General features: G+C 44.9%; 17 protein-coding genes. 4 read left to right on the top strand and 13 right to left on the bottom strand.

Translation table 11 applies throughout. The annotated features are described in order from the left end of the window. Positions 1–21 precede the first annotated feature (21 nt). Positions 22–393: a hypothetical protein gene (locus BW716_RS21145; RefSeq protein WP_083725685.1), complete on the bottom strand. Its 372-nt coding sequence runs from the start codon at positions 391–393 to the stop codon at positions 22–24. A 45-nt stretch (positions 394–438) separates the two neighbouring features. Here BW716_RS21145 and BW716_RS21140 point away from each other — a divergent pair, with 45 nt between their 5' ends. Beyond that, positions 439–1,347, top strand: coding sequence for an alpha/beta hydrolase (locus BW716_RS21140; protein ID WP_083725683.1), 909 nt, complete (start codon positions 439–441; stop codon positions 1,345–1,347). Between the two features lie 168 nt (positions 1,348–1,515). On the opposite strand, the gene BW716_RS21135 is transcribed toward BW716_RS21140, so the two are convergent. The 5 genes from BW716_RS21135 to BW716_RS21115 form a co-directional block, all read right to left on the bottom strand. Continuing rightward, a complete protein-coding gene (locus BW716_RS21135; RefSeq protein WP_083725681.1) occupies positions 1,516–2,250 on the bottom strand; it encodes a hypothetical protein in 735 nt (244 codons plus the stop codon). Between the two features lie 106 nt (positions 2,251–2,356). Beyond that, the gene (gene rplI, locus BW716_RS21130) at positions 2,357–2,803 is read right to left on the bottom strand and encodes a 50S ribosomal protein L9 (RefSeq protein WP_083725679.1); all 447 of its coding nucleotides are present in this window, start codon (positions 2,801–2,803) and stop codon (positions 2,357–2,359) included. 48 nt (positions 2,804–2,851) lie between these two features. Next, a complete protein-coding gene (gene rpsR, locus BW716_RS21125) occupies positions 2,852–3,118 on the bottom strand; it encodes a 30S ribosomal protein S18 (protein ID WP_083725677.1) in 267 nt (88 codons plus the stop codon). 4 nt (positions 3,119–3,122) lie between these two features. Beyond that, positions 3,123–3,473, bottom strand: coding sequence for a 30S ribosomal protein S6 (gene rpsF / locus BW716_RS21120; RefSeq protein WP_235643923.1), 351 nt, complete (start codon positions 3,471–3,473; stop codon positions 3,123–3,125). 161 nt (positions 3,474–3,634) lie between these two features. Then, positions 3,635–6,901: an Ig-like domain-containing protein gene (locus BW716_RS21115; RefSeq protein ID WP_083725673.1), complete on the bottom strand. Its 3,267-nt coding sequence runs from the start codon at positions 6,899–6,901 to the stop codon at positions 3,635–3,637. 311 nt (positions 6,902–7,212) lie between these two features. Here BW716_RS21115 and htpG point away from each other — a divergent pair, with 311 nt between their 5' ends. After that, entirely contained in the window at positions 7,213–9,042 is a 1,830-nt protein-coding gene (gene htpG, locus BW716_RS21110) for a molecular chaperone HtpG (RefSeq protein WP_083725693.1), read from the top strand. Positions 9,043–9,338: 296 nt separating this feature from the next. Here htpG and recJ read toward each other — a convergent pair whose 3' ends face one another. Continuing rightward, positions 9,339–11,042 (bottom strand): single-stranded-DNA-specific exonuclease RecJ, encoded by a 1,704-nt coding sequence (gene recJ / locus BW716_RS21105; RefSeq protein ID WP_083725671.1) that lies wholly within the window; start codon positions 11,040–11,042, stop codon positions 9,339–9,341. Between the two features lie 124 nt (positions 11,043–11,166). Next, the gene (locus BW716_RS21100) at positions 11,167–12,132 is read right to left on the bottom strand and encodes a polyprenyl synthetase family protein (protein ID WP_083725669.1); all 966 of its coding nucleotides are present in this window, start codon (positions 12,130–12,132) and stop codon (positions 11,167–11,169) included. A gap of 314 nt (positions 12,133–12,446) precedes the next feature. On the opposite strand from BW716_RS21100, the gene BW716_RS21095 reads away from it, so the two are divergent. Both BW716_RS21095 and BW716_RS21090 read left to right on the top strand, forming a co-directional pair. After that, positions 12,447–14,000, top strand: a complete 1,554-nt coding sequence (locus BW716_RS21095) for an OmpA family protein (protein WP_083725667.1) — start codon at positions 12,447–12,449, stop codon at positions 13,998–14,000. 347 nt (positions 14,001–14,347) lie between these two features. Further along, positions 14,348–16,300, top strand: coding sequence for a KUP/HAK/KT family potassium transporter (locus BW716_RS21090; protein WP_083725691.1), 1,953 nt, complete (start codon positions 14,348–14,350; stop codon positions 16,298–16,300). Positions 16,301–16,359: 59 nt separating this feature from the next. Here BW716_RS21090 and BW716_RS21085 read toward each other — a convergent pair whose 3' ends face one another. The 5 genes from BW716_RS21085 to murC all read right to left on the bottom strand — a co-directional run bounded on the left by BW716_RS21085 (position 16,360) and on the right by murC (position 23,197). After that, positions 16,360–17,217, bottom strand: a complete 858-nt coding sequence (locus BW716_RS21085) for a pirin family protein (protein WP_083725665.1) — start codon at positions 17,215–17,217, stop codon at positions 16,360–16,362. A gap of 269 nt (positions 17,218–17,486) precedes the next feature. Continuing rightward, positions 17,487–19,181 (bottom strand): cell division protein FtsZ, encoded by a 1,695-nt coding sequence (gene ftsZ, locus BW716_RS21080; RefSeq protein WP_083725663.1) that lies wholly within the window; start codon positions 19,179–19,181, stop codon positions 17,487–17,489. Positions 19,182–19,353: 172 nt separating this feature from the next. Beyond that, the gene (ftsA, locus tag BW716_RS21075; protein WP_083725661.1) at positions 19,354–20,757 is read right to left on the bottom strand and encodes a cell division protein FtsA; all 1,404 of its coding nucleotides are present in this window, start codon (positions 20,755–20,757) and stop codon (positions 19,354–19,356) included. 28 nt (positions 20,758–20,785) lie between these two features. Continuing rightward, on the bottom strand, positions 20,786–21,808 hold the full coding sequence (locus BW716_RS21070) for a cell division protein FtsQ/DivIB (RefSeq protein ID WP_083725659.1): 1,023 nt from the start codon (positions 21,806–21,808) through the stop codon (positions 20,786–20,788). A gap of 21 nt (positions 21,809–21,829) precedes the next feature. Further along, positions 21,830–23,197, bottom strand: a complete 1,368-nt coding sequence (gene murC / locus BW716_RS21065) for a UDP-N-acetylmuramate--L-alanine ligase (protein ID WP_083725657.1) — start codon at positions 23,195–23,197, stop codon at positions 21,830–21,832. Between the last annotated feature and the right edge of the window lie 7 nt (positions 23,198–23,204).

The raw sequence follows: 23,204 nt of genomic DNA, 5'->3' as shown, positions 1-23,204 counted from the left end.
GGCTTTCTTCCTACTCGATTATTAGTAATACAATTGAGACAATACGTTAGTAGGGTCGTTTTCTGCAGGTTTTTGCTGTAGAAAAGTTTCATATTGTTCAGCAGTCAGGGCTGTTTTCAGTTTTTTGTAGAAGCCGTTATGCATGCTTTTAATTTTAGCATCGTAGGCTTTGGGGTTAGTAGCAGTTTCAGCAACAACGGTGTTGCGTTGCGTAATAAAATCGGAGATATAACCTTTCAGTTTTAACTGTTGATCTTCTTTCAGGGAGAGGGATTTTGTTAGTTTACCTATGATTGCATTGGCATGACCATCTACATTGGGGATCGGGCCTTGTGCAAAGGAAGGTATGGATAGTATACAACAAAGAAGAGCGAGCAGGAGGGTATATTTCATATTAGCAGGTTTTAACCGGAAGTTACAGCAATTATAAGTTTATATATGATGTTTCTCAACTTGAGAAGGACGTTGTCATGCGCTATCTTTTTATACTTATTACCTGGATGTAAAAATGAATCTGCTTCACAGGCATTGTCTGCAGATACCTCGCTGGCAGCGAGTCCTGGCGCAAAACAGGAGTTAATTTTACTCAATCAACATTACGGGGATGATTCATTACAGACTGTCGATATTTACCTGCCTGCAGGCAGGTCGCCCAAGCGTACGCACCTGATGGTGTTTGTGCATGGCGGTGGATGGATGGGAGGGGATAAGAGTGATTTCTCGGCTGCCTGTGAGGGGTTGGTCAGGAATACTACTTTCTCGCCGGCGTTTGCTTATGTGAATGTTAATTACCGGTTGGTGAAGGATGGGAAGAATAAATTTCCGACAGCGGAAGAGGACCTGGTAGCAGCCATGAATTACATGTATGCACATGCCGATTCATTTCTGGTATCACCTTTGTCGGCGCTGATCGGGGCTAGTGCAGGTGGACAGCTGACTACACTGATTGCTTATAAACACAATGAGAAGAAGAATATAAAGTGTGTGGTGAGTAACTGGGGGCCTTATAATTTAGCGCGTATGTATAAAGAGGGATCGTCTGGAGTACCTGAGTTGATGGTGGTTGTACTGGGTGCCACGCCTTCGGAGAACCCGGAAATATATGCAGCGAGTAGCCCTGTTACATATGTATCTTCAGATAGTCCGCCTACTTTTCTGGCGCATGGTAAGCAGGATTCTTTAGTGAGGATTAGTCAGGGGAATGAGTTGGATAGTGTGTTGTCGAAGAATAAAGTGCCGCATGTGTTTTATACGTTTGATGGCTATCATGGCTATTCTTCAGACCTGGTAGCGAATGATGCGGCGGACAAGATGTTTCATTTTATCGCAAAGTATACAACGGAATAAAAAGAGTATACCATAAATCGTATAAATGGGAACCTGGCTTTACCAGGAATCTGAATGTAGGGGGCTGACTAAAAAGGGTACACCCTCTCGGGTAGGTGATATGGAGATGAAATGGCTTTTACGCAATTCTCAGCGCCTTCATTTTACTTTTTAGTCAGCCCCTTGCTTTTATTGCATGATTATCCTGACCGGTTTTGTATGGATATTCATCGCAGTATCCATAGTCTGGTACTCGGCTTCCAGTGTATGGGAGTCTACCCATTTTATCTGGCCGGGGCCCCAGTGTTGAAGGTCTGTTTCTCCCAGTAGTTTCATATTACCGTTCTCATAACTGTAGAGTTCAAATCCATTATTGTTGAATCCTGCTTCCAGATCGAAAGAAGGGCAGAGTACAAATTGCTTATCAGGGGAAAGGTAAGGAATGCCCCACAGGTGTGTTTGCTTACCATTAGCAGGATTAACGAGCAGGTAATCGCTGGATTCGTAATAGCTGCCAAATGCGAGGTGTTGTTGCAGGTCTTCTTTGTAGCCGGCATAGTAGTATACGGCATAATCCTCATCGATGTCCGGGTTCCTGGAATTAGCGAGTACAGACGTTTTCCCGTTCTTCAAAGCAAAGAGGAGGGAATCGCCTTGTCTATGTACTTTAGCGGCTTCACGGGTCAGCTGAGGACCTTCGGCGCTATCATAATCCAGATCAGTAGTAGGACTGAATGACGATTTTGCTAAACTGTACACCAGGAATTGTTTGTTTCCAATGCGGAATGAATCGATAGGTCGTTCATTGGTAGATGCCGGAACAGCAGCGTTGGTTTCGGCAGTAGGCGTGCTGTTTGATGCAGCGCTCGGGTGGCAGGCAGTCCACAGGACTACGGCGGTTAATAAAGATAGGTACTGTTTCATATAATGAAACAAATATAATCGAAAATTGTGCCATAGATAGATGTAGTAATACATAAAAAATCCCGGGCTTTGCGGCCCGGGATTTTTTATATAAAGTATGTAAGACTTACTCAGCTACAACTTCGAATTCCAGTTCAGCTTCATTGCCTTTACCGAAGTCCAGTTTCGCTTTGTATGTACCTAATTCTTTTACATCATCCAGGATGTGGATGCGGCGACGGTCGATTTCGTAACCTTTCTGTTCTTTAATCGCACGAGCGATCTGAACACCGGTAACGCTACCGAAGATCTTACCGGATGTACCGGTTTTAGCACCAATTTTCACTGGACCAGCCTTCAGCACTTCAACCACCTTAGCGATTTCGGCGAGCATTTTCTCTTCTTTCGCTTTCTGCACTTTCAGGCGCTCCTGCAGTTGCTTCAGGTTAGATGGAGATGCTTCTACCGCAAATTTCTGTGGGATCAGGAAGTTTCTAGCGTAACCGTTTTTTACGGCAGCGACTTCATTCTTCTGACCCAGATTATCTACGTCTTGTATTAAGATTACTTGCATGTTAATTAGTTTTAAGGACCTTTTACTTACGATAAGTAATTTGTCGGTTTACTTTAAAAGGTCAGTAACGTAAGGTAACAACGCCATCTGACGAGCCTTTTTAATTGCCTGAGCTACCTTGCGCTGGAACTTCAGGGAGTTACCAGAGATACGACGAGGGAGCATTTTACCCTGGTCGTTCAGGAATTTCTTCAGGAATTCAGCGTCTTTGTAATCCACATACCGGATGCCTAATTTCTTGAAACGGCAATATTTCTTTTGACGTTTCTCGGTTTTTACGGCCGTTAAGTACTTAATTTCTTGTTTTACTGCCATAATTTTAAGCTTCAGCGGTTTTAGAATCAGCGTTTACGCCATGTCTCTTGCGATTGTTGTACTGAACAGCGTATTTGTCCAGTGCAGTAACCATGTGACGGAGCACATTTTCATCGCGGTTCAGCTGAATTTTCAGCTTCTCATTGAGGTCGGATGGCGCACTGTATTCCAGTACCAGGTACATGCCCGTGGTCTTCTTCTGGATAGGGTACGCCAGTGATTTTAATCCCCAGGGATTTTCGTGCGTTAATTCACCACCATTATCTTTGATAATGTCAGCGAATTTTTTCTGAGCAGCTTTGTAGTCTTCCTCAGACAGCACAGGGGTAAAAATCACCATCAATTCGTAATTCATAATTTCCCTGTTTTTAATTTGATTAGAAAAAAATTGGATCGCAAAGATAGGAGATATTTATGAAATAATGCAAAAAACCACTTCTGCCGTAGGCGGAAGTGGTTTTTTGCGGTGGTGGTAGCGGCGGGAAGGCCTGCCGCTATCCCTTTTTGTAGAATTAATTATTTGGTAATCAATATTTTACTGGTTTTTACGCCATCCAAACTCTGTATCCTTAATATATATATACCGTTAGGCAAAGCGTTCACATCAATCGTCTTGGTATTGCGGCCTTTGTTTACAAACTGTTGTGATTTGAAACGGCTGCGTCCCTGCATATCAATGAGTTCAAATTGAGCGGGTCCTGGTTTTTCCATATCCACCCATACCTGGAGGTTATGACCAATGATGCACCAGATGAGCTTTTTGATCAGGTCCAGCAAAGATACGTATACCCTGTCATTTTCGCTGTAGCGAACGCTGCCATCTTTGCTTACAATCTTCAGTCTGTACCAGGACCCCCCCAGCCATGGCTGATAGTCATAGGTGCGGTAACTGGTTGCGAAGTCTTTGTTGCCCTGTGCAGCGAGGGTATCTACTGCTACGTAGTTACGCAGGTTGAGGGTTTTCTCTACTACATAATGATCTGTGTTGATTTCGTAGGGGGTAGACCAGGTCACTTTTACATTGCCTGAATCTACTACGGCATTGAAGTTTTCAGCAGTGACAGGGTTACCCAGGGTGTGCAGGTTGTAATTGGTCTGCACCGGATAGTGATCGCTGGTTGTGCTGCTGTAGCTACTGATGAGCTGAGCGACTTCTTTGTGCACCTTAGCAGAACCCGGGAGGTAAGCAATCGCCATTTCATCGGAAGCGATCACATTGTCTATAACAGTTGTATAAGCGGTGGTAGACTGATCGCCTGCCAGGCTCAATGGCAATGTGAGCGGTTTATAATGTGCGGTATCGTTCATGAAATCGATGTAAGATGTCGTGGTATCCGGCGCCACTTCTGTAGTGATGGTTTTATTCAATGCATCGTTGAAGTCACCGAGGATGATGAAGTTGCTGGTTGGATATTGTGCATCCAGGGTATCTTTCAGTTCCAGGTTACCATCTTTACGACGCTGCCATGACTGGATCTTGTCCGCAGTGGTGCCTGTATTCGCCTTGCTGTGAATGAGGACGAAGTTGATGAGTGCACTATCTCCATTCAGGTTTGCAGTGGCCTGCAGCAGGAATGGGAAACGACCGGAAGACCAGTTGTAATAAGCATTTGCGCTACCACCTTTTCTCAATACACCATAGCTGCGAATAGAGCGGATCACGCTTGTTTTATAGAGGAATGTGAGCTTCTGTGCAGAAGTATAATCCACATCGGTGATGCTGTCTGCATAAGAGCCAAAGTCAGAAATGATGTAGTTATAACCCGGCATCTGGCTCACCACAGCTCTGAAACGGGCAGTATCTACTACTTCTGCCAGCGCATAAATATCAGCATCCAGTTTTTTCAGTACTACAGTGGCATTTGCCTGTTGCAGACTATCATTCGCCGGATTTTGTGCCGGACTACCAAACCATTCCATATTCCAGTTCACCACTTTCAGGGAGCGTAAAGAGGTGCCGGAAAGTGCGATAGGCGTAGTATTCAGACTAGCACTGGTAAAAGTGAGCGTGCCTGTGTATGCCTGATCAGCCGCTGTAGGTACGAATCTTACCCATACAGTTACGGTTCCTGACAGGGAGTCAACAGGGTAATTCAGGGAAGTGGTGTATGTGCCAGCGCTATCTTTTGATAGTTGGAAACCTGCACTGGTAGCAAGTGTGAGTGCACCGGTAAAGTCGCTGGCATTAAAAGTAAAGTATTGTGAGGATGATTGTTGACCTGATTTTACATAGTCGAAATCCATACTGGAGGTAGACTTATCTACTGATGGTAATGGTGCCTGAGGGCTATTGTAGAGATGGAAATCATCCAATGTCCAGCGGGCTGCATTCAGGGTAGGAGAAGAGGTATATTTAAATGCGATATACACACTGGATTGTTTAAAACCGGCGAGATTGATGCTATCCGAAGTTTTCCATGCATCTGACGAGATTGCAGGGAATCTTCCATTGACAGCCGTCCATATGGCAGTATTTGGATGGCTGCTGCCATCGTAGTTGGTAGAAATGAGCAGTTGTAAAGATGGACCTACAAAAGCAGTGCGGCTGGCGAAGGAAAGGAGTGGATAATCAAAACCTGTAAGATCAAAAGCAGGAGAGATCAACCAGTCTTCATTTTCGACTGGGCCTCCGCTGTAGCCATTGATCTGTGCACCATTCAGGGATTGACCAAAGGTGGTGCAATCCCATACTTGTGCACCGGTTACGCTATAAGCAGTGAAACCACCGACTACACCTGTACCGGTTGTACAGTTGTTGAAATCAAAATCCAGTTGTTGTGCACCTGTGGAAAAAGCCCATACTGTGCTATCAGGAATACCAGCGAAAGCATTGCCACTATTGTCGGTTATGGCGCCGCTGTCGATGGTGATGTAATAAGATTTGTTGCCAGCAAGAGACGTGATCACACTGAGCAGCTGATTTCTGATTACGATAGCTGTGCTGGTGATGTCAAATACCTGCTGGGTACCGTTTGTAGCATTGTGTAAGGTGAGGTGACCGGTACCTGCAATGACGTTTTCAGAGAAAATAATGCTGGGAGTAGTGGTAGGCGGCACATTAGTTTCGTGGTTCAGTGGCGTTAGAGAGTCGATCACAGGAGGAGTGGTATCGGCACCACCACTACCTGCTATAATATTGTCGATGGCAAATGAGGGGCGGGAGCCACTGCCGCTGATCTGGCGGTTTACCCAGCGAAGCTGTACCAGTGGCTGGTTTTCGCAGGCTGTGGGAAGCACCAGTGTTTTTGTAGCAGGGTCTTGTGGCGTGGTGACACCGCTGGTGGTCTGAAGGGTCGTACCATTTTGGTATTCTGTACCAGTAATGTTGGTAAAGTTGCCGGTGCTACCAATTCTGTATTGTAAGATGACTTCGTTAATACGGGTATTGCTACTGCCATCGTAAGGATTGCGTAGCGTCATAACGTCGTATTGTAATGCGATGTTCACCTGGCCGGTGGTATTGAGGGCCAGGGAGAGGCAGTTGTCCACGCTGCCACTATTGAGGAAACCCAGTTTACCATTATAATTATATACACTGTTGGCAGTGCTGGAGGCGGTGCCGGTAGTCAGCGCTTTGTCTGATGCAGGAGTGGCGGTGTTAAAGCTGGAAGAAGGGGAGCCGGAGAGTGTCCAGCCCTGCCATCCATCCGGGTAAGTGGTGGATGTGGTCGCCAATGCGTCAAAGTTTTGCTGGTAAGGCAGTGCCTGGGGGGTGGGTTGGGTTTGCGCAAATGTGTGCAAGACACCAAAGACTGTAAAAATCAGGAGTAGAGTTTTTTTCATGTAATAAATAGATGGTTGTTAGGGGATGGGTAAATATGTTAATGGAATACTCTTCAGGGTCGTGATATGCTACATATTGAATGTACAACATTTGTGTTATATTTTACATGATTTAATTGTTAACCGGATGGTTCTGTGGCAGCAAGGAAGCGTTTTTTGATTTGCCTGACGGCAGGTGACGATTGACTTCGGAGTAAAAAAGGTTGCTTTTTCCTGACGGTATGGTTTATTGTACTGCCCCGTTCCGTCACTTTGGCAGCATTTTCCCACTGGCATACGCTTTGAAAGATTCCACAAAAACACAGATACCCATGCAGAAAGGAGCAATACGTGTTCAGACAGAGAACATCTTCCCCATTATTAAAAAATTCCTCTATTCAGATCATGAGATCTTTATCCGCGAACTCGTAAGTAACGCGGTTGATGCAACCCAAAAATTGAAAACGCTGGCAAGTGTAGGAGAGTTCAAAGGAGAACTGGGCGAGTTGGCCATTAGCGTGAAACTTGACAAAGAGAAAAAAACATTGACCATCTCCGACAATGGGATCGGGATGACGGCTGAAGAAGTAGATAAATACATCAACCAGGTAGCATTTTCCGGTGCGGAAGAGTTCCTGAATAAATATAAAGGTCAGAATGAAGGAACCAACATCATCGGTCACTTTGGTCTGGGCTTCTATTCCTCTTTCATGGTGAGCAATGTGGTGGAGATCATCACCCAATCTCACAAAGATGAACCAGCTGTACGTTGGGAGTGCGATGGCAGTCCTGAATATACCCTGGAAGAAACCACCCGCGAAGCTGGCAGAGGTACTGATATCATCATGCACATCAATGAGGAAAGTGAAGAATTCCTGGATGAGCATCGTATCAAATCCATCCTCGAAAAGTTCTGTAAGTTCCTGCCAGTTCCGGTTAAATATGAAGATAACCAGATCAACAATACACATCCTGCATGGACGAAGAAACCAAGTGAGCTGACCACAGAAGATTATCAGAACTTTTACAAAGAACTGTATCCTTTCTCTGAGCCGCCATTGTTCTGGATCCACCTGAATGTAGATTATCCATTCAACCTGACGGGTATTCTCTACTTCCCTAAGATCAATAAGAGTTACGAAATCCAGAAAGATAAGATCAGCCTGTATTCTAACCAGGTGTTTGTAACGGACGAAGTAAAGGATATTGTACCTGAGTTCCTGATGCTGCTGCATGGTGTGATCGATAGTCCGGATATTCCGCTGAACGTGAGCCGTAGCTACCTGCAGGGTGATCCGAATGTGAAAAAGATCAGCTCTTACATCACGAAGAAAGTAGGGGATAAGCTGGAAGAAATGTTTAAAAACGATCGTAAAGGATTTGAAGAGAAATGGGAATCCATCGGTTTGTTTGCTAAATATGGTATGATGACGGACGATAAGTTCCTGGAAAAAGGTAACAAGTTCCTCATTCTCGAAGATGCAGATGGTAGTAAATTCTATACGCTGGATGAATACAAACAGGATACTGCTGCTATTCAAACCAACAAGGAAGAAAAGCAGGTGATCCTGTACGCTACCAACCCGGTACAGCAGGATAGTTATATCACTGCGGCGAAAGCAAAGGGATATAAGATCGTGAAACTGGATAGTCTGGTAGATGCTGCTTTCCTGAACCAGATGGAGACCCGCTGGGAAAAGGTACAGTTTACCCGTGTGGATGCAGACATTGCAGATAACCTGATTGACAAGGATGAAAATAATTCACATGTACTGACACAGGATCAGGAAACACGTTTGAAATCATTGTTTGAAAAGATCCCGCAGCAACATGTAAAAGTGGAACTGAAAGGTCTGAGTGCAGAAGCACAGCCAGTGATTGTAACACGCCCTGAGTTTATGCGTCGTATGAAAGATATGGCAGCAGTAGGTGGTAGCGGTATGTCCTGGTATGCAGGTATGCCTGACGAAATCAACATGACGGTGAATGCAAACCATCCGATTTATCAGCAGATCCTGAAAGAAGGCAATGACCAGTTGCAGGAAAAGCAAATCCGCAACCTGGCTGATCTGGCTTTACTGTCACAGAATCTTTTGACAGGTGCGGACCTGACAGCCTTTGTGACCAGAAGTGTAGAACTGATGGGCGAAAAAACAAATTAAGCGATATAATAAATCATTGGCAATGCCGTTTTGATAGCATTGCACAAGCCCTTATCCCGTCCCGCTTTACCGTGGGACGGGATTTTTAGTAAAGGGGAAATATGTAAAAAAAAAGGTAATTATGGAATTAGGCCATGCACTATGGCGTCATTTCCCCATACTTACCCTAAGTAAAGAGAAAATAGAAAGCCCTATCATAGGAGATCTTATCAAATCTCCGTCAGCAGGGGATCAAAGCGAATGTTTTGATCCCCTGCAATTTGTGGTGATCATTACTCGGTTTGAGTAGAAAAAAGTCAGTGAGAGCGGATATCGATTACTTTCATTTGTAGGTTCATCTTGCCATTCCACTCGTTCTCATCAATGGTAAATACCATATCAAAAGGCTGGCGGCTGCTGACGATAGAGAATTTGTCAGACATATAGAACCCAATACCTGTTACAGCCATAGGGTGTCTGCCCTGTTTAACTGAAAATTTAATGTGCTCATCTTTTATGAGGCGGGAGTAGCCGCTGTCTACCACGTTTCGTACGAGGAAGATAGGGCGTTGGTTGTCCGGCCCCAGGGGCTCGAACTGTTTGAGAATATTGAAAAAAGCGGGAGTGATATCTTTCAGACTGATTTCGGTATCGATAGTGATTTCCGGAATCAGCAGTTCAGGATTGATGGTAGTGGCGACAACCTCTTCAAATCTTTCCTGGAAAGCGGGCACGTTTTCAGGTTTGAGGGTCATGCCGGCGGCGTAGAAGTGGCCACCATAGTTTTCCAGCAGATCTTTACACTTGTGAATGGCTTCGTATACGTTAAACCCAATCACAGAGCGGGCAGAGCCGGCTACTTTATCATTACTGAGGGTAAGGATAATGGTCGGTCTGTAATAATATTTATCGATCAGCCGGGATGCCACGATACCCACCACACCTTTGTGCCAGTCAGGCTTATAGAGTACGGTGGACTTTTTATTATGTAGAGTAGTATCGTTCTGAATCAGTTCTACAGCTTCTTTGGTAATGTTGCCATCAATTTCCTTGCGGTCAAAGTTGTCAGCGTGCAGCACTTTTGCAATTTCCATGGCCTTTTCCATATCATTCTCAATGAACAGGTTCACGGCTTTGCGGGCATCGTCCATTCTACCGGCGGCGTTAACGCGGGGAGCGATAACGAAGACAAGGTTAGAGATGGTGAGTTGTTCTTTGAGACCACTAAGTTGGATGAGGGCCTGGATACCGGGTAGGGGAGATTCATTGACTTTTTTCAGTCCATGAAAGGCCAGTACACGGTTTTCGCCGGTCATGGGTACGATATCGGCTGCGATGCTGGTAGCCACGAGGTCCAGATAGCGGTGTGCGGCAGATTCCGGCAAACCTATTTTTTGGGCGAAGGCGGTGATGAGTTTATAGCCAATACCACAGCCACTTAGTTCCTTGTAAGGGTAAGGGCAATCATATTGTTTTGGGTTGAGGATAGCCACAGCCGGAGGCAGGATAGCATCTGGCAGGTGGTGATCACATATAATAAAGTCAATACCATGTTCAGCGGCCCAGGTAATTTGTTCGGTGGCCTTGATACCGCAGTCAAGCGTGATGACGAGGCTAAAATCGTTGTCCCTGGCGTATTCGATGCCCTGGGCAGAGATGCCATAGCCTTCGCGGTAGCGATGCGGAATATAAAACTCTATATTATTATATAAAGTGTGTAGAAAATCGAATACAGTTGCTACGGCGGTGGTACCATCCACGTCGTAGTCTCCGAACACTAGAATTTTTTCATGTCTGAAGATGGCCTGTTCAATTCTGGATACAGCTTTATCCATATCTTTCATGATCCATGGATCATGAAGATCTGCCAGTGTAGGGCGGAAGAACAACCTTGATTCGTCATAGGTATGCATGCCGCGCTGCACCAACAACCTGCATAACAGGGGATGTATGCGCAGGGAGGCCTGCAGCAAAGCTTCCTGTTTTGGTTGATACGATCGGACTGTCCAGCGTTTTTGCATCTATAATCTAAAGAAGGATGAGCGATTCTTGTTTGAACGGAAGATAGGGTATAAATTTCAAATAGTATGGCCTGTTCTCAATAAGAACTGACCAACAGATAATTATATTGTCCCTATATTATTATTAGAAGTTACGGTCGGTTGTATACCTGACCATTGATTCGAGTCCCTGTCTGATATTGCTATCGGGGAAGCTATGGAGGATAGCCATGGCTTCGTCGCGGTATTCGAACATCTTCTGTTGTGTATACTCGATACCACCGGAAGCTTTCACCAATGTAATGACTTCTTCCACGCGGGCTTTATCGGTATTATGATTTTTTACGATGTTGATGATTTGTCTTCTTACGTCTGGTGTAGCGTGTTCCAGTGTATAGATAAGGGGGAGGGTCATTTTTTTTTCTCTTATATCTATGCCGGTAGGTTTACCGATTTTTTCGCTGCCATAGTCGAAGAGGTCATCTTTGATCTGAAAGGCGACACCTACTTTTTCGCCGAAGAGGCGCATCTTCTCCGTAGTTTCTTCATCATTAGAGGTGCTCCAGGCGCCGGCGGAACAGGCGGCGGCGAGGAGGGAGGCTGTTTTACGGCGGATGATTTCGAAGTAGATATCTTCTTTAATATTGAGCTTACGTGTTTTCTCGATCTGTAGCAGTTCGCCTTCACTCATTTCCTTTACGGCCAGGGAGAGGATCTGGAGTGCTCTGAAGTCATTATTGTTCAAAGAGAGGAGGAGTCCTTTGGAAAGGAGGTAGTCTCCCACGAGCACAGCGATCTTATTTTTCCACAAAGCGTTGATGGAGAAGAATCCACGGCGTTCATTGGCATCATCCACGACATCATCATGTACGAGGGTAGCTGTGTGCAGCAATTCCACGAGTGCGGCAGCGCGGTATGTACTTTCCTGGATATCATTACTGAACAGGCGTGCCGAGAGCAAAACGAACATAGGGCGCATTTGCTTCCCTTTTCGTTTAACGATATAATGCATGATCCTGTCCAACAGTGCGACATTACTCTTTACTGCGTCAGAAAATTTGCTCTCGAAATCCCTTAATTCCTTACTGATCAGGTTTTTAATCTCGTCCATGGTTGATTGAAAAAGATTGCTAATCTATGCTTAAAATATCAAATTTTAACAATTTGGCCCCTAATTTGTATATAAGGGAGTAACAAAACTTTAACATTACTTTGTTTAAGTTATAACAAATATGCTTATTCGTTATATACTGCAAACAAAGTATGGCACAACATTAGTTTTGCCTAAGTGTTAATAGTTAACCAGTTATCAATAGAAATAATATTGCAACAAAAATTTGAATATTCATTTGAGAATTTTACCTTTGCTGGGTAAAAAAACGGGTTATTAGTAAATTTTTAACAGTTTTTAAATAGAAAACAATTATGGCAAGCAAAAAGTACTTATTACTGGCTGGCGCTATGAGTCTCCTAGCGGCGTCTTCCAGTTATGCACAAGTTACCCCTGTTTTTGACGCCCTGGATTCAACCAAAGTTCCAGCATCAAGACAGGCACAACAAAACAATTTCGCGAATCACCAGTATGATTTCCCTGCGAAACCACGTGATATGTGGGAATTAGGTTTCCACGGTGGTCTGCACGTTATCAACGGTACCATTCCTGCTAAACCAGGTTTTGGTGGTGGTATCTCCCTGAGAAAATCTCTGGGTCATACATTCTCCATCAGAGGTGAGTATACTGGTTCCTTCGACAAAGGTCAGGATTACAGACTGCGTCCAGTAGCTGGTGCAGGTGGTGGCGCTGCTACTATCTGGGCTAAAACTGCTGCTTTAAACGGCGGTATGATCGTTCCTAACTATAAAACTGCAACTCACCAGCTGTCTTTTGACCTGATCGCTTCTCTGAGCAACATCCTGTTCTACAAAGCGCAGCCAAAAATGAACTGGTATGTATTCGGTGGTTATTCACTGGGTCTGATCGACGTTGACGTTGATGCAGTAGATGCTAGTGGTAACGGTTACAACTATTCTGGTATTAACTTTGGCGGTAAACGTAAAGATATCAAGGATCAGCTGAACAACCTGTATGATGGTGATTATGAATCAAACGCTCCATCTCAGGGTAACAGAGGTAATATCGGTCGTAAAGACAACAACCAGCTGTGGCGTCATGGTGCCGATTTCGGTACTGGCATAGCCTGGAGAGTGTCTAAACGTTTCAATATCGGTTTGGAAGAGAAATACACTATGTATTTCGATGATTATCTGGACGGTTATTCTTCTCCATACTCTAACCATAAGGATGCATTCAGCTACACTAGTGTACGTCTGAACTTCAACCTGGGTAACAGCTCTAAGAGAGTTGAACCATTATGGTGGGTTAATCCGCTCAACTATGCTTACAATGAGCTGAGCGCACCTCGTCACATGAAACTGCCTACTCCAGTTCTGCCTGATGCAGATGGTGATGGCGTAACTGATCAGTTCGACCGCGAACCAAACACACCAGCTGGCGCTCCAGTTGATGTTCACGGTGTAGCTAAAGATACTGATGGTGACGGTGTTCCTGATTACAAAGACAAGCAGCTGATCACTCCAACTTATTGCCAGCCAGTTGATGCTGATGGTGTTGGTAAGTGCCCAGATCCTGAGTGCTGCAAGACTCCTCCTCCAGCAGCTTGTGGTAGCCTGGTTCTGCCTAGCGTAGCATTCAAAGGTGCTTCTACTAAGGTAGGTTCTGACAACGAAGCTATCCTGGCTTCTGTTGCTAGCACACTGAAATCTAACCCAACTTGTAACATCCTGGTAACAGGTCACGCAGGTGCTAAGGGTAAGAAAGGTGGTGTAGACCTGAGCAGCCGTCGTGTTGATTCAGTGATCGACTACCTGGCTGACAAGCAAGGTATCGACCGTGGTCGCTTCATCAAACAAAACACTCCTGGTGAGTCTGGTACTGTAGATCTGTCTCCAGCTAACTAATTCTCACTGAGAAAAAATATAAAGGCCCCGTCTCAACAGAGACGGGGTTTTTTTATGCCCGTAAAGGATTGATCAGGATAGACATGCTGGAATAGCCTATAGCATATCTCAGCACATTTAGTGTGTCTTTACCAGGTTTCTAATACTTCCCCCAAACCCCCACCGGTTGCCTTTGCTAACCCCGGAAGCACCATTGTTAACTCTTACAAAAAATTTTCTATATTCCTGAATTCACACTAACTTTGATGGCTTTTTTGAGTAGAGAACTGTTTGAGTGCACACTCCTAAAGGGAGGTAGTTACGACATCAAAAGAAATACTACTCTTATTCATTTAATTACTTATTTCGTGAGAAAAGACATTAACAGGGTTAGCCTGGCCGGTTTAGTAGTAGCATTAGGTATTATTTACGGTGACATTGGAACCTCTCCGTTATACGTTTTCAAGGCTATTATAGGTACGAACTATATTAGCGATCTCCTGGTCATTGGCGGTATTTCCTGTATTTTCTGGACCCTGACTTTACAAACAACCATTAAGTATGTGATTCTGACCCTTCGGGCAGACAACAAAGGAGAAGGCGGTATCTTCTCGTTATACGCGCTCGTAAGGCGTCATGCAAAATGGGCCGTTATCTTTGGTATGATCGGCGGCGCCGCATTACTGGCAGACGGTATCATTACCCCACCTATTACTGTAACGACCGCGATTGAAGGTCTACGCACACTGGAAGTATTTAAAGATCTTAGTCAGTGGACAATTGTAAAAATTGTACTGACGATTATTACTTTACTCTTCGTAGTTCAGCAGTTTGGTACAAACTCTATTGGTAAGCTGTTTGGTCCTATCATGGTGATTTGGTTCTCCATGCTGGGTATTCTGGGACTTTCACACCTGGCAGATGATTTCTCTGTACTGAAAGCTTTCAGCCCACACTATGCGATACAGTTATTAACTACCTATCCCCGTGGTTTCCTGATTCTGGGTGCAGTCTTCCTGTGTACAACAGGTGCTGAAGCGCTGTATTCTGACCTGGGCCACTGTGGTAAAGGCAATATCCGGGTATCCTGGACATTTGTGAAAACCTGTCTGCTCCTGAACTATCTGGGACAGGGTGCATGGTTGCTCACACACAAAGGCACGATGCTGCCTAAGGATCAGAACCCGTTCTTTACAATTATGCCTGAGTGGTTTATAATACCTGGTATCCTGATCGCAACAATGGCGTCTATTATCGCGAGCCAGGCATTGATCTCCGGTTCATTTACATTGATTTCAGAAGCGATGCGACTGAATCTGTGGCCGAAGCTGAAGATCAATTATCCTACTGAAATGCGTGGTCAGTTGTATATTCCAGGTATCAACACCATGATGTGGATAGGTTGTGTGGCTATCGTATTAATCTTCCAGGAATCGGGGGCGATGGAAGCGGCGTATGGTCTCTCCATTACGATTTGTATGTTGATGACTTCGTGTTTGTTCGCCTTCTATTTGTACACGCGAAGGGTGCGTGTCAGTTTGATTCTACTTTACCTGATTATATATTTTACGATAGAGTTCTCTTTCCTGTTCGCCAACCTGGTAAAATTTATGCACGGTGGTTATGTAACCGTGATTGTGGCAGGGGTGCTGTTCCTCATAATGCTGGTGTGGTTTAAATCACGCAAGATCAAAAATCGTTACGTTGAATTTGTACGACTGGAAGATCATCTGGCTGTGATTCAGGAGCTGAGTAACGATACGACTATACCCAAGTATGCTACCCATCTGGTGTATATGAGTAGTGCTGATAATCCGAAAGAGATCGAACATAAGATCATCTATTCTATTCTGAATAAGAAACCAAAGCGTGCAGATATCTATTGGTTTGTGCATGTGGATGTAGTAGATGAGCCATATCTGAGTGAATATTCAGTGCAGACGATTATTCCGAACGAGGTGATTCGTGTGGAATTCCGCTTAGGTTTTAAGGTGGAGCAACGTATTAACCTGATGTTCAGAATGGTGGTGGAAGATATGGTGAGGAATAAAGAGGTGAATATCACCAGCCGTTATGAATCACTGAGTAAGAATAATGTGGTGGGTGACTTCCAGTTTATAGTAATGGAGAAGTTCCTGTCACATGATAATGACCTGCCATTGTATGAGCGTATGATCATGCGTATGTATTTCTGGTTGAAACGCGTGAGTCTTTCTGAGGAACGAGGTTTTGGACTGGATTCAAGTTATGTAACAATTGAGAAATATCCGCTGGTGGTAGCACCAGTTACTAATTTGCAATTGAAGCGAATTATACATTAAAAGTAAGAGGGCCGCTCATGAGAGCGGCCCTTAATATTTAGTCTATACGGGTATTTTTTTTAGTCTATATAGAATCCGAATTTGCCCATTCTTTCATCGCGCATAGCTTCCATGATCTCCGTTTGTGTGTTCATCACATAGGGACCATGCCAGGCGATGGGTTCATTCAGTGGCAGGCCATCGCAATACAGGATGAGTGCGTCTTTGCCGGCACTGATTTCAATTTCATCTCCGTCATTATTGAAGAGCACCATACTTCTGTTGCCGGTTGTGCGGCCATTGACGGTGACTTCTCCGTGGAGGACATAGAAAAGGATGTTTCTTTCCTTCGTTACGTTTATTTTAGTACTGCCACCTTCACTGATGTCAATCAGGAATGCGTTAATGTCTGTAATCGACTGTAAAGCCCCTTTATGGCCATTCCACTGACCACCTGCGATTGCTACCTTCACTTTATCATTTGTGATAACCGGGATATCGTCTTTTTGTAAGCCCCTGTATTTAGCTGGGATCATTTTGTCTTTTGCAGGCAGGTTGATCCATAATTGTAACAACTCTAAATCCCCACCTGTTTCCTTGAAAGTATCTTCTACGTATTCGTTGTGAATGAGGCCGCGGGCGGCGGTCATCCATTGTACGCCACCTTCGTCGATACGGCTGTGGAAGCCGTGGGAGTCTTTGTGGACAACGTGGCCTTTTACGATCCAGGTCACGGTTTCAAAGCCGCGATGGGGGTGTGGTCCGAATGGCATGCCTGAATTGAAAGGAGGCAGGGTCATGGGACCATGGTGATGGAGGAGGAGGAATGGATCGATGGTGTTGCCGTCGGGGAGAGGCAGGGGGTTGTAGAAATGATATGATGAGAGGGAACCACTGATGGGGTGGTTTGTGTTGATTTTGTTAATTGATCTTTGCATGGGGCAAAGGTACGAAGGAGGGAGAGAGTGGGGGATGGACGGAATTCAGAATCTGTTGTATAAAAAATTGAGTTTTGTTGGAGTCAATAAAGAGGAGTCTGTTAGTATGAAAAATTGAAGTTTGTTGAAGCCAATAAGGAGTAGTCTGCTAGAAATAATAGAAGTTGTTGCGCAAAAAAATAACATTCTATTTCAATAAAAAAGTCCCCCGGAGAACCAGAGGACTTTCTTTAACACAACTAAAAAAACAATCAAACGTTCGAATATAATCAATCGGGTTTTTTCCCATCTAAAAAAGTATTGATCGTATTGATTTCTGCCTGATTATTCGGACTATCAGAAATTGTATAGTTAGAATAGAAATTCTCGGCAGAACCAGCACCATTATCGAGATTGATATTTCGACGAATGTATGCAGGAACGTTTTCAATTTCTGAATTATTATCGATGCCTTTCACGTTAAAGCTGAGGCTACGCAGTTTTGCTACGCGCTCTGCCTGTTTACGCTTTTGCTCTTCTAATTGCTCTTCAAATGCATGCAGCTGTTGCATATCATTTGTCATCTCTGTGCCTGGCTCTTCTTCACGGAATACGATCTTCATCTCTGGCGTTTCTGCCGGAGGTGGAGTTGGAGTCGGCTCAATAAAAATGTGTCTGGCAGGATATCCGCCAGCCGCCTGATTATTGGGCTGTATTACGTTTACATTGTTGTAGCCTGGTGTAGGAGCAGTTGTTCCTACTGGCTCAATGTTGAGTGCAAAACTGCTTCTACTTTCTGCCGGAGGTTCTGGAGTTACAAACGTTGTAGCCGGCTGCGTCACCACAGGCTCTACCAACCGTGGCGCCATATGGTCGGTTGGTTCAATGAACATAGAATTGTTGCTGGAGCTAACGGGAGTGTTCATCTTTTTTTCATCACCTTCACGACCCAGTTCCATTACGATTCTAGGTTGATTATGAGATGGATCCTGTGGGGCCTGTTTTACCTGCTGAATCGGTTTTTGTTCAAAACCTGTAGCGATAACAGTTACACCCAGTTTACGATCCAGATCCTGGTCGTAACCAACACCGAGGATCACATCGCAATCCTCACCTGCCTGGCTTTGTACATAAGCCTGGATAGTATCCATTTCATCCAGTGTGTGTTCAAATTCACCTTCTGCAGAAGAGATGTTGAGCAGAATCCATTTTGCACCACGGATGTCGTTATCATTCAGCAGCGGTGAAGTCAGTGCTTCTTCGATTGCTTTCTGCGCGCGGTTTTCACCTTCTGCAGTTGCAGCACCGAGTATAGCCACACCACCATTGCGCATTACGGTACAAACGTCCGCAAAGTCCACGTTGATCTGACCTGTGCTGTTGATCACATCAGTGATACATTTAGCAGCGGTAGCCAGTACGTTATCTGCTTTTTCGAAAGCAGCTTTGAACTTCAGGTCGCCGAACTTCTGGCGCAGTTTATCATTAGAAATTATCAGCAGTGTATCGACGTATTCTTTCAGACGGTTTACACCATCATCTGCCTGTTGCATCCTTTTCTTTCCTTCGTAAGAGAAGGGAGTAGTAACGATGCCCACAGTGAGGATACCCAGTTCTTTACAGATCTTTGCGATGATAGGAGCGCCACCTGTCCCGGTACCACCACCCATACCCGCCGTGATGAATGCCATTTTGGTATTCACCTCTAAGATCTTTTTGATTTCTTCAAAGGATTCTTCAGTGGCCTGTTCACCGATGCGGGGGTTGGCACCAGCACCCAGACCCTGTGTCAGGTGCGGACCTAACTGAATTTTATTAGGTACAGGACTATTGGAGATAGCCTGCGCATCTGTATTACAGATGATAAAATTCACACCCTCAATGCGCTGGTTGAACATGTGGTTCACCGCGTTGCTTCCGCCACCACCAATGCCTATCACTTTGATGATGGAAGACTTTTCTTTGGGAAGATCAAAATGTATCATGACTCTATCTCTTTTATGGGTTAGTTAGTATAATTAATAATGCCCACAAATTCTTCTATAGTTAGTAATTATTGGTAGTGGTAGAACCCACTACCATTATCCGAATATTAATTATCTGATTTCAAATCGTTTATGGCTGCAACAATTACGCCATTCTCGGAAAAATACCCTGTTAAAGTTTTGCATCCTCTTCTTCGGTGAACATGTCGATGATCTTCGTTTTCATTCTGTCGAGGAATGTTTTCAGCGAGGCATTTCTTTCTCTCGCTTTTCTTGCCTGAATCTCTTCAACTGACGGTGCATCATCTTCCCAGCTGCTATCCGTTTCTGTAGCGGCTTTTGAGGCCTGCTCCTTTGCGACATAGCTGGTATTGATCTTAACGTAATTTTCTTCCATCGCTCTGCGGTCATTCTCGTAATCGTTATAACCTTTGAGAATAAGACCTATGCATGTTGCATACATTGGTTTGGTCAGCTCGTCGGTATGACCGGAAGCCAGGTGCTCGTTCGGATACCCGATTCGTGCGCTTACACCGGTAGTATATTCTGTGAGCTGGATCAGATGTTTCAGCTGGGAGCCACCACCTGTGAGGATGATACCACCATTGAGCATCTTGTTGTCCATACCAATCTGCTTGAGATGATAAATGACGAAGTCCATGATTTCACTCATACGTGCCTGTATGATGTGCGCCAGGTTCTTCACTGAAATCTCTTTAGGGCTTTGTCCGCGCAGTCCGGGGATGGTGATGTAAGCATTGCTTTTTGCTTCATCAGCCAGTGCGTAACCGAATTGCACTTTCATTTGTTCTGCCTGCGTTTTCAGTACACCGAGACCGTTCTTGATATCGTTGGTGATATTCTCACCACCGTAAGGAATTACGGCTGTGTGCTTCAGGATACCTTCGTAGAACACTGCCAGGTCTGTAGTACCACCACCGATATCTACGATGGCTACGCCTGCTTCGAAGTCCATATCACACATGACGGCAGCAGCAGAAGCCAGGGGCTGAAGCACGAGGTCGTGGATCTTCAGTCCGGATTTCTCCACACTACGGTTGATATTGCGAATCGCATTCTTATCACCAGTGATGATATGGAAGTTCGCACCCACCTTCACACCGCTCATCCCGATCGGGTAAGTAATGTTCTGGAGGCTATCAACAATATATTGTTGTGGGATCACGTCAATGATCTGGTCACTGGCGGGGATCACCGTTTTATACTGGTCATTTATCAGTTGATCAATATCTTTCTGGGATATTTCCGCTTCGGTATCGCTACGCACGATATCGCCACGGGTCTGCAGGCTCTTGATGTGATGACCTGCAATGCCAACATACACTTCATTGATCTCCAGGTTTGGATTAGAAGCATAGCAGTTCTCCAGGGCCTGACGTATCGCCTTTATCGTCTGATCAATATTCAGCACCATTCCGTGCTGAACACCAAAAGACGGGGCTTTACCGAACCCCAGGATTTCCAGTTTCCCGAATTCGTTTTTTCGACCTGCAATGGCAGCAATCTTTGTAGTTCCAATATCAAGACCTACAATGATAGGAGCTTCCTGATTCATGGCGTTTCTATAGTTTTTTGTTGTGTTACTAATTTCTACCCGGCTTATACACTGCCTTTGGTTCCTTTTTTCCAGACGACTTGTCTTTTGAATTTCTTGGTTTTGACGCCGTCGTTCTGGCTGGTACCACTCTGATTGAAGCTTCAAGCTTTGCCGCTTCTGGTTGCACTGAATCATTTCCGTGCACCATTATCCTCGCCAGTGTATCGCCGGTGCTGGCTAATTTCGCGCTGTCTTCAGCGGCCAGCTTTTTCGATAATTCCTCCCCGCTTCTCCGTGTGCAAACTACTTCGTTTTCATATGCAACATTGATTTTTGCGTAATTGTTCCATCCTACTTTACTTAACCCCTCTTTATAGAACGCCAGCAGTTTGTTAAATTTTTTTGTTACATCGGTTCCGTCTCCAAACAGTATCACGTGATCGCCCAGTGTTGGTATGATTTCAAACTCACGCTGGGGAGTGATCACTACCTGTTCTACCTGTGCAGTCCAGAAAGGGTCGCTTTGTATGAAGCTGCCTATCTCCATGATGCCTGCGGTCAATGCGCTGTCTGCCTTTTGCACTTTTGCAGCGTCTGACGGATAATCTGTGAACACCGGTACTCTTGCTGTATAGCGGGCCGATACCGGTATTCTTTCTCCATCTTTGTCGAGGTAGTAAGTATTTCCTGCTAAGGTAAATATCCTTGCTACGGGCTCTCGCTGAGCGACTTTGACGTTGAGCTTTCGTTGGTTGTCCACAAAGATGTTCGCAGTTTTTACCCAGGGATCACGGGCTACTATCTTCTCCAATGCTGCGATGTTTATCTCTTTTATGGGCTTGCCTACTGGATTTAAATTCCTGTCGCCAGCTACCAATACTTTTATATCTTTCTCTTCTATAAAAAAGTTGTTCTCGTCACCCACCAGTTTTACAACGATCCCCCTGCATTTACCCTCTTCTTTGTCCTGCACTGCCGCAACAAGCAGGATCACGAATCCAGTCAATACCGCTGTCCAGAGCAGTACACTACCTATTCGTTTTAATGCCCGGCGGGTCTTGGTTTGCATTTGGGTTTAAATTTTTTTTGTCTACTCTTTCACTTTCTCTCCGTTCAATATTTCTCTGATCGGATCTCTGAATTGGTCAATGTCACCGGCACCAGCTGTGATGAGCAATGGTACGCTATTCGATTTTACCCAGGCCAATACATCTTCTTTCTGTATCACTTGTACTGGTACTGTCATCTTTTCCGCCAGGATCTCACTGTGCACCCCTTCTATGGGTAACTCTCTGGCTGGATAGATGGGTAACAGCAGCACTTCATCTGCCAGGGACAGGCTTTCAGCAAATCCTTCGGCCAGGTCACGTGTACGGGTATACAAGTGTGGCTGGAAGATGACTGTACAGCGCTTGTCGGGGAATAAGCTGCGGGCACTGCTAATGAGGGCGCGCAATTCTTCCGGATGATGTGCGTAATCGTCTATGTATACCTGGTAATCGTTCTTCACCAGGTATTCAAAGCGACGTTTGATGCCCTTGAAATCAGCAATCGCTGCTTTGATCTTTGCGGCATCTATGCCTAATAGGTGCGCCACTGTGATGGCTGCCACTGTATTTTCAATATTGTGCGTGCCACCGATAGGCAGTTGTACATCGTGAATGTGCCAGTCCTGCTCTACTACATCAAACAGGTAACCACCGTCAACTGTTCTGATATTGGTCGCATAAATATTTGCCTGTGTATCTTTCAGGTGATACCAACGTTTATTATCACCCTTTAGTTCTGTTGCACGGGGTAATCCCAGTTTTGCGATCAGCGTACCATTGGGTTTGATGTTCGCAGTATACTGTACGAATGCATCCTGCATGTCTGCTTCTGTACCGTAGATATCCAGGTGATCTGCATCCATAGCGGTGAGGATCGCGATATCCGGGTGAAGTTTCAGGAATGAACGGTCATACTCATCTGCTTCGATCACGGCTACCTGTTTATCACTGCTCCAGAAGTTACGGTCGTAGTTGGCGCTGATACCACCGAGAAAGGCGTTGCAACCATAGCCACTATGACGCAGTATGTGAGCGGTAAGGGTAGAGATAGTTGTTTTGCCATGTGTACCACCTACGGTGATGGCGAACAACTCTTTCGTGATCTCCTGCAATACGTCGCTTCGTTTTACTACTTCGTATTCGTTCTTACGGTACCAGATCAATTCTGAATGGGTACCCGGGATAGCGGGAGTGTATACAACCAGCTGTACATCTTTGTCCAGCAGGTTCACATCATCCGAGTAATGAATCTGCATACCTTCTTCAGCCAGCTGACGGGTCAGCGGTGTTTCGGTACGGTCGTAACCACTCACATGCACACCTTTTTCATTAAAAAAGCGGGCGATGGCGCTCATACCGATGCCTCCGATTCCAATGAAGTAAACGCGTTGTATGTTGTTCAGATCCATTTTTACT

The sequence above is a fragment of the [Flexibacter] sp. ATCC 35208 genome (assembly GCF_001975825.1).
In the GTDB taxonomy this organism is placed as follows: Bacteria; Bacteroidota; Bacteroidia; order Chitinophagales; family Chitinophagaceae; genus Chitinophaga.
The sequence above is the reverse complement of the archived record's forward strand: the minus strand, read 5'-3'. Positions and strand labels throughout refer to the sequence as shown.

Coding starts and splice junctions, on each gene's coding strand:
- murC (WP_083725657.1), bottom strand. CDS start 23,197: ATGGATCTGAACAACATACAACGCGTTTACTTCATTGGAATCGGAGGC.
- BW716_RS21085 (WP_083725665.1), bottom strand. CDS start 17,217: ATGCAAAGATCAATTAACAAAATCAACACAAACCACCCCATCAGTGGT.
- recJ (WP_083725671.1), bottom strand. CDS start 11,042: ATGCAAAAACGCTGGACAGTCCGATCGTATCAACCAAAACAGGAAGCT.
- BW716_RS21100 (WP_083725669.1), bottom strand. CDS start 12,132: ATGGACGAGATTAAAAACCTGATCAGTAAGGAATTAAGGGATTTCGAG.
- rpsF (WP_235643923.1), bottom strand. CDS start 3,473: ATGAATTACGAATTGATGGTGATTTTTACCCCTGTGCTGTCTGAGGAA.
- rpsR (WP_083725677.1), bottom strand. CDS start 3,118: ATGGCAGTAAAACAAGAAATTAAGTACTTAACGGCCGTAAAAACCGAG.
- htpG (WP_083725693.1), top strand. CDS start 7,213: ATGCAGAAAGGAGCAATACGTGTTCAGACAGAGAACATCTTCCCCATT.
- BW716_RS21135 (WP_083725681.1), bottom strand. CDS start 2,250: ATGAAACAGTACCTATCTTTATTAACCGCCGTAGTCCTGTGGACTGCC.
- BW716_RS21115 (WP_083725673.1), bottom strand. CDS start 6,901: ATGAAAAAAACTCTACTCCTGATTTTTACAGTCTTTGGTGTCTTGCAC.
- rplI (WP_083725679.1), bottom strand. CDS start 2,803: ATGCAAGTAATCTTAATACAAGACGTAGATAATCTGGGTCAGAAGAAT.
- ftsZ (WP_083725663.1), bottom strand. CDS start 19,181: ATGATACATTTTGATCTTCCCAAAGAAAAGTCTTCCATCATCAAAGTG.
- BW716_RS21145 (WP_083725685.1), bottom strand. CDS start 393: ATGAAATATACCCTCCTGCTCGCTCTTCTTTGTTGTATACTATCCATA.
- ftsA (WP_083725661.1), bottom strand. CDS start 20,757: ATGAATCAGGAAGCTCCTATCATTGTAGGTCTTGATATTGGAACTACA.
- BW716_RS21070 (WP_083725659.1), bottom strand. CDS start 21,808: ATGCAAACCAAGACCCGCCGGGCATTAAAACGAATAGGTAGTGTACTG.
- BW716_RS21140 (WP_083725683.1), top strand. CDS start 439: ATGATGTTTCTCAACTTGAGAAGGACGTTGTCATGCGCTATCTTTTTA.
- BW716_RS21095 (WP_083725667.1), top strand. CDS start 12,447: ATGGCAAGCAAAAAGTACTTATTACTGGCTGGCGCTATGAGTCTCCTA.